Below are 13,474 nucleotides of genomic sequence, written 5' to 3'. Positions count from 1 at the left end.
TACCTATGCCTAAACAAAAAACTCATCGCGGCGCTGCAAAGCGTTTCAAAAAGACTGGATCAGGTAAACTGAAACGTTCTCACGCTTACACAAGCCATTTATTCGCTAACAAATCTACAAAAGCTAAACGTAAACTACGTAAAGCTGGTGTAGTAAGCGCTGGTGACTTCAAACGCATTCGTCAAATGCTTGACAACTTAAAATAAGTTCGGTTGATATATAGAACAATTAGGAGGTAATATTATGCCAAGAGTAAAAGGTGGTACAGTTACTCGTCAACGTCGTAAAAAAGTAATAAAATTAGCAAAAGGTTACTACGGTTCTAAAAATACATTATTCAAGGTTGCTAACCAACAGGTTATGAAATCTCTAATGTATGCATTCCGTGACCGTCGTCAAAAGAAACGTGACTTCCGTAAATTATGGATTACACGTATCAACGCAGCAGCTCGTATGAATGGTCTTTCTTACAGCCGCTTAATGCACGGTTTAAAAAATGCTGGCATCGAAGTTAACCGCAAGATGCTTGCTGACTTAGCTGTTCATGACGAAAAAGCTTTCGCTGAATTAGCAACAGCTGCAAAAAACAACTTAAACTAATTACTCAAAAACCTTAGAAGATTTTTCTTCTAAGGTTTTTTTATTTATCTGAATGATACAATTGCAGCAGGAAACGAAGAAGAAGATTAGAAATAGAAATGAGCATGGGGAAAAATACGAGGAGGGAACCACATGGCAAAGCTAATTTATCATATTGCAGTTACGGCGGATAGTTTTATTGCGGATTTAGATGGTGATGCTACGGATTCAATCTTTTTATACGAAGGTGAACATGTCTCAGACTTTATTACTGATGTTCAGCGATATGACGCGGTATTGATGGGGAGGAAAACGTACGAGTTTGGATTTCAATTTGGCGCCAAACCTGGTGAGCCTGGTTATTTTAAAGAGTTAAAGCACTATATTTTTTCGAATACTATGCAGTTTGAATCGAGCGATAAAGTAAAGCTTGTTAGAGGGAATGCAGTAGAGTTTATCAAGAACTTAAAAGTGAAAGAAGCCGGTAACCTTTGGCTATGCGGGGGCGGAGAACTGGCTGGCTCGTTAGTTCAGCAAAAACTAATTGACCAAGTAGTATTAAAAATAAATCCAGTTATAATTGGTGCAGGAACATCTTTATTTGGTAGTGTGAAACCGCGTTTAAGTTTGGAATTAATTGATTCAAAACAGTATGTAAATGGCGTCATTAAATCAACTTACAATATCATTTATTCTTAGAAAACATTTTTAATGGGCGTGTCGTACTTGATATGACAAAATAATTATAATAGCTGTAACAGTATAGAAGAATATATAGTAAAAGGTCAGAGGAGCTTCCTCTGGCCTTTTTATTGTCATTCACAGGAACCTTTCCTAGTAGAAACGACACTGCTATAATGGAAAGATGATATGGAAGTTTCATCATATGTAGAGTCTATCTGAAACGTATTGATGATTTAGGGATAAGCTATTTCATAAGGGGCTAGAAAGCTAACTAGATAATAACGGGTAGGATTTTTTAAGCTTACAATAAATATGAGACGAAACAACATTGTTCTTATGCGATGTTGGAGGAGGAATAGAATGGATTTACTACAACTATTTAAATTACAAAAAGAATTAGATGACCGTATTGTAAAAGAACATGATTTACAACCGAAAAAATTATTAAAAGAAAAAATGTTAGCACTGCTTGTTGAAATTGGGGAACTTGCAAATGAAACACGTTGTTTTAAATATTGGAGTAAAAAGCCAGCAGCTGAACGTGAAGTTATACTTGAAGAATATGTAGATGGTTTGCACTTTATTTTATCGATTGGAATTGACTTGGGAATTGATAAAAACTTCTTGTTTTATAAGTGTGCTCAAACGAACAAAACACAAGTTGAAATTTTCTTAGACGCATATGCGAAAGTGATTCGTTTTACTGATCAACCGTCTATTACAAACTATATTGAACTATTTACAAGCTACCTTCGCCTTGGACAGGCTCTTGAGTTTGGACAAGAAGAAATTGAAAAAGCATATTTAGATAAAAACCAAGTGAATCATCAGCGTCAAACACAAGGGTATTGATTTAATTTTTGAATATTTCAACTTGTTTTTGTATAATGAAGTGAATGAAGAAAAAGGAGGTATTGACAATGACAAAATTAGACGCGACATTGACAATGCTAAAAGAATTAACAGATGCACGCGGGATTGCAGGTAATGAGCGCGAACCACGTGAAGTTATGAAAAAATATATTGAACCGTTTGCAGATGAACTTTCTACAGATAATTTAGGGAGTTTAGTTGCGAAAAAAGTAGGGGAAGAAAACGGTCCGAAAATTATGGTAGCTGGCCACTTAGATGAAGTTGGTTTTATGATTACACAAATTGATGACAAAGGTTTCCTTCGTTTTCAAACAGTTGGTGGCTGGTGGTCACAAGTTATGCTTGCGCAGCGTGTAACAATCGTAACGCGTAAGGGGGATGTAACAGGTGTCATTGGTTCAAAACCACCACATATTTTACCGGCAGAAGCTCGTAAAAAACCGGTTGAAATTAAGGACATGTTCATTGATATCGGTGCTTCTAGCAAAGAAGAAGCAATGGAATGGGGCGTACGACCAGGGGATCAAGTTGTACCATACTTTGAATTCCAAGTGATGAAAAATGAAAAGATGCTACTTGCAAAAGCCTGGGATAACCGTATTGGCTGTGCAATTGCAATTGACGTGTTGAAACAATTAAAAGATGAAAAGCATCCAAACGTTGTATACGGCGTTGGAACTGTACAAGAAGAAGTAGGTCTTCGTGGTGCGAAAACATCTGCAAACTACATTAAACCAGATATCGCGTTTGCAGTAGATGTTGGTATTGCTGGCGATACACCAGGAGTAACAGAAAAAGAAGCGCAAAGTAAAATGGGTGATGGGCCACAAATCATTTTATATGATGCATCTGTAATTGCGCATGCAGGTCTTCGTGATTTCGTTATTGATGTTGCGGATGAATTACAGATTCCGTATCAATATGATTTTGTACCTGGCGGGGGGACTGACGCAGGTGCAATTCATGTTTCTGTAAATGGTATTCCGTCTATGGCGATTACAATTGCAACTCGTTACATTCACTCTCATGCAGCAATGTTACATCGTGATGATTATGAGAATGCAGTAAAGCTAATTGTAGAAGTTATTAAACGTCTTGATAAAGAGACTGTACATAATATCACATTTAATTAATAGGAAAAAGCGAAGGGAGTTCCCTTCGCTTTTTCTATTTTTATTACGCTCTTATTATTGTTCTTGTATCATTTTTATCAGTAATAAATTGTGTATCTTTAAATCCGAAGTCTTCAGCGTTTTTATAAAGCAATTCGAGTTTTGCTTTATCTTTGCAGTAAATGACGGTATAGTAGCTATCTACTACGAAAAGAACAAGTTCACACTCACTGTCAACGAATTCTTCATAAGTTTCAATTGCTGAAACTTTGCCTTTCGGATATGCTTGTAAATCAGCGAAAATAATATAATAGACATTATTTTCTAGTAGATTTTTAAGGTCTGCACCTTCCATTAGCTCATTATCTGTTTCAAAAAGATCTTTATCTAGATCTAACTCACTATTAACTACTAAATAAGACTCTACGGGGCTAACTCTCCAATCGAAAGTGGAAATGTCTATTGGTTTTAATACATCTCAAAGACAAGAGTCATATTTGTCAGTAATAGGTAGTTGAAAACTTATTCCTCTTTTCATAAAACAATACTCTCCCCCATTGATTTTGTAAATGTTCTCAAAGAATATATGAAAGGTTTTTGATCTATTATAAACACGGCTTGTTAAAAAGGTCTCTCTAGTCCAGCGGCAGTATGAGCCCCTAAAATAATTAAACGGGTAAGTTGCATCGCCATAAAGTGCGGCGAGTAAATCATGCCTCTTTTTAACCAAGACATAATCATCCCGATATGTGCGCCCGTTACATAGCTAATAAGAATATCCCGTGGAACCATGAGTTCTTCATCGTCTGGCTGTGAAATAGACAAGCTTAACGTTAAATGTGTTTGAATGGTTTTCATCATTTTATAAGAATAGTTTCCAGCTGCTTTGTCACCGAGCATTACATTGTAAAAGGTAGTATTATCAGCGATGTGCTCAAATAAGGCTAGAAAAATTGGATGAGGTGAATCAAAGGTGAGTTGCAAATCTTCTTTTGTTTTCTTTTTGGGCTTAATCACTTCTGATAAGGATGCTAGCATTTCCTCTATACTCTTATCTAATAAATCGTATTTATCATGATAATGGCTATAAAAGGTAGCACGATTGACAGGAGCACGTTCAGCGATATGTTGCACTGTGACATTTTCAAACCCTTTTTCACCTACTAAAGCGATAAAAGCATTCTGTATTAATTGTCTCGTTCGTTTTACACGCGGATCGTTTGTATTTTTTATAGACATTTTATTTCTCCTTGATGAATTTTTATTACTTAAACAACAAATATATAGTATATTGTTGGATAACCAACATATATACTCAAATTGTCGGTTGTAGATTTAAAATAATTATTTATAATTATAAACGATATTCCTTTAGAAAACAGCACCGCTAGCATGCAAGCAAAGGATTGGTTTGCATAGCAAAAGGTGTGCTTTTTTGTTTAATGGTTAATATAATTAACAATTAAATAGTATAAATAAAAGGGGTAGAAATAGTTTAGAAAAAAATTATATGCGATATAAGGAGAGGAATGCAATGAATCAGTTTCGAAGAATGGTGATTATTAATATTATCACATTAATTGTATTAGTTGGCGGTGGTATCGGCGGTTATTACTACTATAACCAAGCTGAAAATTACTTAAAAACAGATAATGCAAAAATCGATGGGAAAGTAATCCCGATCGCATCACCTGTAGCAGGGAAATTAACAGAATGGAATGCAGAAATAGGAAAGAGTTACAATGAAAATGATAAATTAGGTTCTGTCTCTGCACCAGGTCAAAATGGTGAGCAAACGATGGATGTAACAATTCCACATAGTGCAACAGTTGTTCAATCGAATGCTACAACAAATGCTTTCGTGGCGGCAGGTAGTCCAATTGCCTATGCATACGATATGAGTGATTTATGGGTAACAGCAAATATTGAAGAAACAGATGTTGATGATGTGCAAAAAGGTCAAGAAGTTGATGTGTATGTAGATGCATATCCTGATACAACTTTAACAGGAAAAGTAGAACAAATTGGATTAACAACTGCAAATACATTTTCTATGCTGCCATCAAGCAACGCAACAGCGAACTATACGAAAGTAACACAAGTTGTGCCAGTTAAAGTTTCTTTAGATCATAGCAAATCAGTAAATATTGTTCCTGGAATGAATGTGACAGTTCGTATTCATAAGTAAGGGGGGAAGATAAAATGTCCTCAGGTTTAATTGTAGGATATGCAGTGTTTTGTATCATCGTCTTCTTCCTTGTAAATCGTCTTTTAAGAAAGAAAAAAAAGAACGCGGGAGAAGAACAAGTCCCAGCCGTAAGTAAGATAGAAATAAAGCAACCAGAGCAAGAAACTTCAAATGTAGTTGAATTAGAAGCATCAAAACAAGAAACGAAAAAGCAAGAAAGACAGAAACAGCAAATGGCGGTAGAGAATGTCAATGTAAAAGCCGTTGTAGCGGTATTAATTCTTGGTATGTTCGTGTCGATTTTAAACCAAACAATCATTAATGTGGCCTTGCCTCCATTAATGAACGAGTTCAATGTATCAACTTCAACTGCACAATGGTTAATTACAGGCTTTATGCTTGTGAACGGGATTTTAGTGCCAATTAGTGCGTTCTTAGTTTCCAGGTTTACGTACCGTAAATTATTCGTAGCAGCTATGCTATTCTTCACGGTAGGTTCTATCATTTGCGCTTTATCTGGCAACTTCACAATGATGATGACAGGGCGTGTAATTCAAGCTGTTGGCGCAGGGATTTTAATGCCAGTTGGTATGAATATTTTCATGACCTTGTTCCCGCCGCATAAGCGCGGAGCTGCGATGGGATTACTTGGAGTAGCAATGATTTTAGCACCAGCGATCGGACCAACTGTAACGGGTTGGGTTATTGAGAATTACAACTGGAACTTAATGTTCTATGCGATGTTTGTAATCGGTTTAGTTATTACATTCTTATCTTTAAAATTCTTTACACTGGCTCAGCCAGTTTCAAAAACAAAGCTAGATATGTTTGGTGTTATTAGTTCGAGTATTGGGCTTGGTAGTTTACTGTATGGATTCAGTGAAGCTGGAAATAACAGCTGGGGCAGTGCTGAAGTTATTATTTCACTTATCATTGGTGTAATTGGTATAGCGTTATTTATTTGGAGAGAGATGACGACGGATAACAAAATGTTAGATTTACAAGTATTTAAATATCCAACGTTTACTTTCACGTTATTAATTAATGCGATTGTAACAATGGCATTATTCGGTGGTATGTTATTACTTCCTGTATATCTTCAAAATATTCGTGGGTTTACGCCAATTGAATCAGGTCTTCTGCTTCTTCCAGGATCCTTAATTATGGGGATTATGGGACCGATTGCAGGGAAGTTATTTGATAAATACGGTATTCGTCCGCTAGCAATCGTTGGATTAGCTATTACGACATATGCAACGTATGAATTTACGCAGCTGTCGATGGATACACCATATAGCGTCATTATGACGGATTATATTATACGTTCATTTGGTATGTCATTCATTATGATGCCAATTATGACAGCTGGTATGAACGCATTGCCGATGAAATTAATTTCTCATGGTACAGCAACGCAAAATACATCAAGACAAGTAGCTGGTTCAATTGGTACAGCGATCTTAATTACAATTATGACGCAACAAACAACGAATCACGTTGCAGATTACGGAAATATGATAACAAAAACAAATCCAATCTTAGTTGATCAAGTACATGGAATGGGACAAAGTTTAGCATCCTCCCTAGGATCAGCACAAGCTGGAGACGCGATGAGCTCACAGCTATTATTTGGACAAATTTCGAAGTTGTCTGCGATTAACGGTATCAATGACGCTTTCTTAATCGCAACAATTTTAGCGGGTATTGCATGGGTGTTATCGTTTTTCTTACAATCAGGTAATAAGCCAAATCGAAAAGCAGAGAATTAATTTCTCTGCTTTTTTGGTTCGTATATTCTAAGTGGACTGTATCGGCATGGACATCATGTTATAGAAAGTTACCCCAAGGATACCGACAGAAACCATGAGAATCCCCATAATAAGAATACTCTTAATTTTGTTACGTATCCCGCTTATACTAGCTAATACCCCAGCTGCAGGGAAGATGCTCCAGTATATAGTAGTTGGGATAGGGATAAGTCTCTCCATATCGATTCCCATTCCCCAGAGAACAAAAGGCGTACTTACAAGTGAGAAACAAATCAGTCCAGATGCAATAACAAGTAGCTTACGATGCTTTGCTCCTGCGATAATTAAAAAGATGCCCCCGGTGATTCCGGATAATACTAGAATTGGCATAAATAAAATCCAAAGAAAGATTCCTGCTGTTTCCATATAAAATATACCTCCTAATTGATAAGGTATATTTTATAACAAAAGGTTTAAGTTGGATATTAGTAAGGGATATATGAATTTTGATAGAAATGAAAAAGTACTTTTGCTCCCGCAGTCACATCAGTTGAAAAGAAGAGCAGAAAACAGATTATCGAAAGGTGAAGAAGGGCTAAGTTGTTGTAAAATAATAAAAGAGGTATCCCTATGTAGTGATACCTCTTTGTTATTGATAGATTTTCTCTGATTTTTTATGGGATTTTGATTGTTGAACTTGTAATTCACGCTCTACCATTCGATCTAATTGCTGAATGGCTTTCAATGCTTTGTCATAAGAGATTGTTCGGTAATGGTGTGCTCCGCCCGGTTCTTCGTCTGCTTCGTCCGCCCATTTAATAATATTTTGTAGAGTCGTTCTTTCAAGTGCTTGTTCTAGTAAAAAGGAATCTGTGTGCAGAAGAATTGCGACGGAAATTTCTTTTGCTTGTTTCGGATGTTCACCTAATCGGATGAGCAATTTATGTGCTCTTTCCGCTCCTTTAATCGCATGTATATCATTCTTTTTATACAATTCATAGTCCCATTCTCCGCCTGTGTACCATGTATGGTGTCCTATGTCATGAAGAAAACCAGCCTTTGTTGCTGCATCGACTGAGGCGTGATGCTTTTTAGCTAAGTGAAACGCATGGTAAGCGACGGCGATCGCATGGACCATTCCAGAACGGTTGACGTATTTTTGTGTAATATGATGTTGAAAAATTTGTTCAAGCGTAATACGGTGCATAAAACATTCACTCCTTTTATTGGTTGATATATATAAAGAAAATCGATAGGTTTAAATGTATTTTGAACATTGTACTCCATCACGCTACGTTAGTAAAGTAGAAATGTTTAGGAGGAGAGAATTTTTTATGCATATAAAAATCACCCTAGCTCATGCCAAGGTGATCTTTAATTCTTTATTTTTTTAACCCTTGCTCAAGTGTCTCTAACATCTCATGCTTTCCATTTTCGTCGGCATTTTGCCAAATCACTTCAAATAAAACACCAAGCCCTGGAAGCATTTTTTCTTCACCGCTTTGAATTGCTTCTACAATGGTCTCTTGTAATTCGCCTTGTGTATTTCCTGCAACGTTTGCTAATACGGCGCCGCGTAGATTAAAATTCATTACTTTCACCTCTTCTTCTGAATTGAAACTGACGTTAGTTTTTGTTCTTTTTTATGTAAATATGTATGAAAAATAGGCTATAATGAGAAGACAAGAAGAGAGGGAAATACATATTATGAAAAATATTGATTCAGTACAAAATCCGCGTGTAAAGCAGTGGAAAAAGCTGCAGACGAAAAAAGAGCGCGATAAAAAAGGACTATTTTTTGTAGAAGGATTCCATTTAGTAGAGGAAGCTTTAAAGGCAGGCGTTGCTGTAGAACTTATCGTCTCAGATCAAACAGATCTACCGAAAGATTGGACGGTTACTGATGTTGAAATGTATATTGTACCTGAAGCAATTGTAAAGGTACTCCGTGAAACAGAAACGACGCAAGGTGTATTTGCTGTTTGTGAAAAGCATGAGAAAGAAATTGCTCTTACAGATGGGAAATTTCTATTATTAGATGGCCTGCAAGACCCAGGTAATTTAGGGACAATTATTCGTACAGCAGATGCAGCTGGTATTCATGCCGTTGTGCTTGGAGAAGGGTGCGTCGATGCTTATAATAGTAAAGTACTTCGCTCTACACAAGGTTCTATTTTCCATTTACCGATTGTAAAAGGAAATTTAGCAGAATGGGTAGACAAGTTAAAAGAAAAGAATGTTCCTGTATACGGAACAGCGCTTGAAAATGGAATTCCATATGGTGAAGTAACGCCGGCAGGAAGTTTTGCATTAATTGTAGGAAACGAAGGCAACGGTGTACGCGAAGAGATTCTTACAAAATGTAATCAAAACTTGTATATTCCAATTTACGGCGGGGCAGAATCATTAAATGTTGCGGTTGCTGCGGGGATTTTAACGTATTATTTACAAACCCCGGTTGCGAATCGATAAAAAACTTCTTATAATAGGTGGAAGTGAAATAGTTAAAAAACGTTGATAGAGAAGAGTAGCTTGCAAAATCGCCATATAGGGAGAGAGTGCCTTAGACTGAAAGCATTCTTATGGTAGACGGAAGTGAATTCACCTCTGGAGTTGACGCCAGGACCATTGTATGTAAAGGCGTTCCGGTCAAAGCTGACCGTTATAACGAATTGAGTGGGCAGACTTGTTCTGTCAATTTAGGGTGGTACCGCGAATTTACCTCGTCCCTTTTTGGGAGCGAGGTTTTTTTATTTTTTAAATTAGGAGGGTTCCAAATGGAAGCACGTTTAAAAGAGCTAAAGCAAAAAGCGTTAGAGCTGATTGAAGAAGCAAAAGAGCTAAAGGGCTTAAATGATGTACGCGTTGCGTATTTAGGAAAAAAAGGCCCGATTACAGAAGTATTACGCGGCATGGGAAAATTATCAGCAGAAGAGCGTCCACGTATGGGAGCATTAGTAAATGAAGTACGTGAAGCAATTCAAACGCGTTTGGAAGAAAAAATTAGCAATATCGAAAAAGCAGTAATCGAAGCAAAGTTAGCGTCTGAAACAATTGATGTTACATTACCAGGTCGTCCTGTAGAAACAGGCTGTCATCACCCGTTAACAGCGGTTGTTGAACAAATTGAAGATGTATTTATCGGTATGGGATATGAAGTGGCTGAAGGGACAGAAGTAGAGAAAGATTACTACAACTTCGAAGCGTTAAACTTACCGAAAGATCATCCAGCACGTGATATGCAAGATACATTTTACATTACAGAAGAAACATTACTACGTACACATACATCTTCTGTGCAAGCAAGAACAATGGAAAATAATAAAGAAAAAGGTCCAATTAAAATTATTTGTCCTGGTAAAGTGTATCGCCGCGATGATGATGATGCGACACATTCACATCAGTTCATGCAAATTGAAGGTCTTGTAATCGATAAAAACATTCGCATGAGTGATTTAAAAGGTACACTGCAAGTATTTGTGAAAAAGATGTTCGGTGAAGATCGTGAAATTCGTCTTCGTCCAAGTTTCTTCCCATTCACAGAGCCATCTGTAGAGATGGATATTTCTTGTATGATGTGTCACGGCAAAGGTTGCGGCACATGTAAAGGAACAGGATGGATTGAAATTTTAGGTGCAGGTATGGTTCATCCAAACGTACTTGAAATGGCTGGCTATGATTCAAAAGAATATCAAGGTTTCGCATTCGGTATGGGTGCAGAGCGTATTGCAATGTTGAAATACGGCGTTGATGACATTCGTCATTTCTATACAAACGATGTACGTTTCTTACAACAATTCAAACGAGCGTAAGGGAAGGAGAGGGTAAATATGTTCGTATCATATCGTTGGTTACAAGAGTATGTAGATATTAAAGATGTAATGGCACAAGAATTAGCAGATAAAATCACGAAAAGTGGTATTGAAGTAGAAGGCGTTGAAGTATTAAATAAAGGTGTAAAAGGTGTTGTAGTAGGTCACGTATTAGAGTGCGAAAAACATCCAGAAGCTGATAAGTTAAGCAAATGTTTAATCGATATCGGTGAAGAAGAGCCAGTTCAAATTATTTGCGGAGCTCCTAACATTGCAAAAGGTTTAAAAGTACCAATTGCGAAAGTTGGCGCAGTTCTTCCTGGTAACTTCAAAATTAAAAAAGCAAAACTACGTGGTGAAGCTTCTCACGGTATGGTTTGTGCCTTGCAAGAGCTTGGCATTGATGGCAAGTTAGTTTCAAAAGAATATGCAGATGGTATCTTCATCTTCCCGAGTGATGCTGAAGTTGGTGCAGATGCGCTTGAAATCTTAAACTTAAACGATGAAGTACTGGAACTTGGTTTAACACCAAACCGTGCAGATTGCTTAAATATGTTAGGTGTTGCATACGAAGTAGCTGCTATTTACGGCCGTGAAGTGAAACTTCCAGCTGCAGACTTACAAGAAACAACAGAAAAAACATCTGATTACATTTCTGTAAGTGTAGAAGCAACAGAACAAAATCCATTATACATCGCAAAAATGGTGAAAAACGTAAAAGTTGGTCCATCACCAATGTGGATGCAAACACGCCTTATGGCAGCTGGCATTCGTCCAATTAGCAACGTAGTGGATATTACAAACTACATTTTAATTGAATATGGTCAACCGTTACATGCATTTGACTATGATAAATTAGGCTCAAAAGAAATCGTTGTTCGCCTTGCAAAAGAAGGCGAGAAGATTCAAACATTAGACGATCAAGAACGTACATTACAAGGTCATCACCTTGCGATTACAAACGGCACAAAAGCATTAGCTGTTGCTGGTGTAATGGGTGGGGCTGAATCTGAAGTTGATAACGATACAGTAAACGTTCTTATCGAATCTGCATACTTCGAAGGGCAAACAGTGCGCCGTACATCAAAAGACTTAGGTCTTCGTAGTGAATCAAGTGCACGTTTCGAAAAAGGAATTGACCCAACACGTACATTTGAAGCAATTCAACATGCAGCTGCTTTAATGGCGAAATATGCTGGTGGCGAAGCACTTGAAGGTGTAGTAGAAGTTGATTACTTACAAGTGCAAGAGCGTACAGTATCTGTTACAGCTGAAAAAGTAAACCGTGTATTAGGTACAGAAATCTCTGCTAGTGAAATGGGCACAATCTTCACAAACTTGAAATTCCCATTCACAGAAGTAGAAGGAACATTCCATGTGAACGTACCAGCACGTCGTCCTGATATTACCATTTCAGAAGACTTAGTAGAAGAAGTAGGTCGTCTGTACGGTTATGACCATATTCCAGTTACATTACCAACTGGTACAATGACACGTGGTAAATTAACAGCGGCGCAAACAAAACGTCGTAAAGTACGTCGCTACTTAGAAGGTGCTGGTTTATATGAAGCAATTACGTATTCATTAACAAGCGCTGATAAAGCAAAACAATATATGGTTGAGCCAAACGAAAAAGCGCCTGTTAATCTTGCACTTCCAATGAGTGAAGAGCGCAGCCAACTTCGTTTAAGCTTAGTACCACAACTGTTAGAAGCAGTTTCATATAACAATGCTCGTAAAAACGATAGTGTTGCATTATATGAAGTAGGTTCTATCTTTTTACCAACAGCAGAAGGTGAGCTTCCGAAAGAAGAACAACATCTTGCTGGTGTTATGACAGGTCTTGCACTTCACCATGCATGGCAAGGTGAGAAGAAAGTCGTTGACTTCTTCGTTGCAAAAGGTGTATTAGAAGGATTATTCGACGTACTTGGCGTTGCAAAGAGCATCACATATGCTCCTGCAAAACGTGAAGGTATGCACCCAGGGCGTACAGCCGATATCTTATTAGACGGCGAAGTAATTGGTTTCATCGGTCAATTACACCCAGAAGCGCAAAAGCAATTAGATGTGAAAGATACATTCGTATTTGAACTATCTCTTGTACAAGTATTCGGTGCAGATGTAGAGGAAACTTACTATACAGCAATCCCACGTTTCCCATCTATGACACGTGATATGGCAGTTGTAGTAGCGAAAGAAGTAAAAGCTGGCGAAATGAAGCAAGTAATTGCTGAAGCAGGCGGAGAACTTCTAAAAGAAGTAACACTATTCGACTTATACGAAGGTGAAAAAATGGAAGAAGGCAAGAAATCACTTGCATTCTCTATGAACTACTTCGACCCAGAACGTACATTAACAGACGAAGAAGTAACAGAAGCGCATAACCGTGTATTAACAGTGGTAGAAGAGAAATTTGGTGCGGAGTTACGTAAATAAGTTTTGTATGTAAAAGTGAGGAGGTTCTAAATGTAGCAA

The 13,474-nt window shown here is 37.4% G+C and carries 14 protein-coding genes, 1 pseudogene and 1 other annotated feature; of the genes and pseudogenes, 10 read left to right on the top strand and 5 right to left on the bottom strand.

From position 1 onward, the window contains the following. Positions 1-5 precede the first annotated feature (5 nt). The 5 genes from rpmI to AAIE21_RS05665 all read left to right on the top strand — a co-directional run bounded on the left by rpmI (position 6) and on the right by AAIE21_RS05665 (position 3,269). A complete protein-coding gene (rpmI, locus tag AAIE21_RS05685) occupies positions 6-206 on the top strand; it encodes a 50S ribosomal protein L35 (protein WP_001125945.1) in 201 nt (66 codons plus the stop codon). Between the two features lie 37 nt (positions 207-243). Beyond that, a complete protein-coding gene (gene rplT / locus AAIE21_RS05680) occupies positions 244-600 on the top strand; it encodes a 50S ribosomal protein L20 (RefSeq protein ID WP_001138361.1) in 357 nt (118 codons plus the stop codon). A gap of 132 nt (positions 601-732) precedes the next feature. Next, positions 733-1,278, top strand: coding sequence for a dihydrofolate reductase family protein (locus AAIE21_RS05675; RefSeq protein ID WP_343265841.1), 546 nt, complete (start codon positions 733-735; stop codon positions 1,276-1,278). A 345-nt stretch (positions 1,279-1,623) separates the two neighbouring features. Then, a complete protein-coding gene (locus AAIE21_RS05670) occupies positions 1,624-2,115 on the top strand; it encodes a dUTP diphosphatase (RefSeq protein ID WP_343265840.1) in 492 nt (163 codons plus the stop codon). A 68-nt stretch (positions 2,116-2,183) separates the two neighbouring features. After that, positions 2,184-3,269, top strand: a complete 1,086-nt coding sequence (locus AAIE21_RS05665) for a M42 family metallopeptidase (RefSeq protein ID WP_343265839.1) — start codon at positions 2,184-2,186, stop codon at positions 3,267-3,269. A gap of 43 nt (positions 3,270-3,312) precedes the next feature. Here the strand turns inward: AAIE21_RS05665 and AAIE21_RS05660 are convergent. Both AAIE21_RS05660 and AAIE21_RS05655 read right to left on the bottom strand, forming a co-directional pair. Further along, positions 3,313-3,786, bottom strand: a pseudogene (locus AAIE21_RS05660) (DUF2691 family protein). Positions 3,787-3,869: 83 nt separating this feature from the next. Beyond that, complete coding sequence (locus AAIE21_RS05655) at positions 3,870-4,487, bottom strand: TetR/AcrR family transcriptional regulator (protein WP_343265838.1); 618 nt, start codon at positions 4,485-4,487, stop codon at positions 3,870-3,872. A gap of 295 nt (positions 4,488-4,782) precedes the next feature. Here AAIE21_RS05655 and AAIE21_RS05650 point away from each other — a divergent pair, with 295 nt between their 5' ends. Both AAIE21_RS05650 and AAIE21_RS05645 read left to right on the top strand, forming a co-directional pair. After that, positions 4,783-5,436, top strand: a complete 654-nt coding sequence (locus AAIE21_RS05650) for an HlyD family secretion protein (RefSeq protein ID WP_343265837.1) — start codon at positions 4,783-4,785, stop codon at positions 5,434-5,436. A 14-nt stretch (positions 5,437-5,450) separates the two neighbouring features. After that, positions 5,451-7,205, top strand: coding sequence for a DHA2 family efflux MFS transporter permease subunit (locus tag AAIE21_RS05645; RefSeq protein WP_343265836.1), 1,755 nt, complete (start codon positions 5,451-5,453; stop codon positions 7,203-7,205). A 27-nt stretch (positions 7,206-7,232) separates the two neighbouring features. Here AAIE21_RS05645 and AAIE21_RS05640 read toward each other — a convergent pair whose 3' ends face one another. From AAIE21_RS05640 to sspI, 3 genes are all read right to left on the bottom strand, one after another. After that, the gene (locus AAIE21_RS05640) at positions 7,233-7,610 is read right to left on the bottom strand and encodes an ammonia permease (protein ID WP_343265835.1); all 378 of its coding nucleotides are present in this window, start codon (positions 7,608-7,610) and stop codon (positions 7,233-7,235) included. 223 nt (positions 7,611-7,833) lie between these two features. Further along, positions 7,834-8,391, bottom strand: a complete 558-nt coding sequence (locus AAIE21_RS05635; protein ID WP_343265834.1) for an HD domain-containing protein — start codon at positions 8,389-8,391, stop codon at positions 7,834-7,836. Positions 8,392-8,566: 175 nt separating this feature from the next. Further along, a complete protein-coding gene (gene sspI, locus AAIE21_RS05630; RefSeq protein ID WP_017153966.1) occupies positions 8,567-8,776 on the bottom strand; it encodes a small acid-soluble spore protein SspI in 210 nt (69 codons plus the stop codon). A gap of 82 nt (positions 8,777-8,858) precedes the next feature. On the opposite strand from sspI, the gene AAIE21_RS05625 reads away from it, so the two are divergent. From AAIE21_RS05625 to pheT, 3 genes are all read left to right on the top strand, one after another. Then, positions 8,859-9,656, top strand: coding sequence for a TrmH family RNA methyltransferase (locus AAIE21_RS05625; RefSeq protein ID WP_343265833.1), 798 nt, complete (start codon positions 8,859-8,861; stop codon positions 9,654-9,656). A gap of 33 nt (positions 9,657-9,689) precedes the next feature. Then, positions 9,690-9,918: a binding site (T-box leader), on the top strand. Positions 9,919-9,961: 43 nt separating this feature from the next. After that, complete coding sequence (gene pheS / locus AAIE21_RS05620) at positions 9,962-10,996, top strand: phenylalanine--tRNA ligase subunit alpha (protein WP_343265832.1); 1,035 nt, start codon at positions 9,962-9,964, stop codon at positions 10,994-10,996. 18 nt (positions 10,997-11,014) lie between these two features. After that, positions 11,015-13,435: a phenylalanine--tRNA ligase subunit beta gene (pheT, locus tag AAIE21_RS05615; RefSeq protein WP_343265831.1), complete on the top strand. Its 2,421-nt coding sequence runs from the start codon at positions 11,015-11,017 to the stop codon at positions 13,433-13,435. Positions 13,436-13,474 lie beyond the last annotated feature (39 nt).

Origin of the sequence: Paenibacillus sp. 102, from assembly GCF_039549175.1 — a bacterium.
In the GTDB taxonomy this organism is placed as follows: domain Bacteria; phylum Bacillota; class Bacilli; order Bacillales; family Bacillaceae_G; genus Bacillus_A.
Note: the sequence above shows the minus strand (reverse complement) of the source record. Positions and strands in the feature narration are given on the sequence as shown.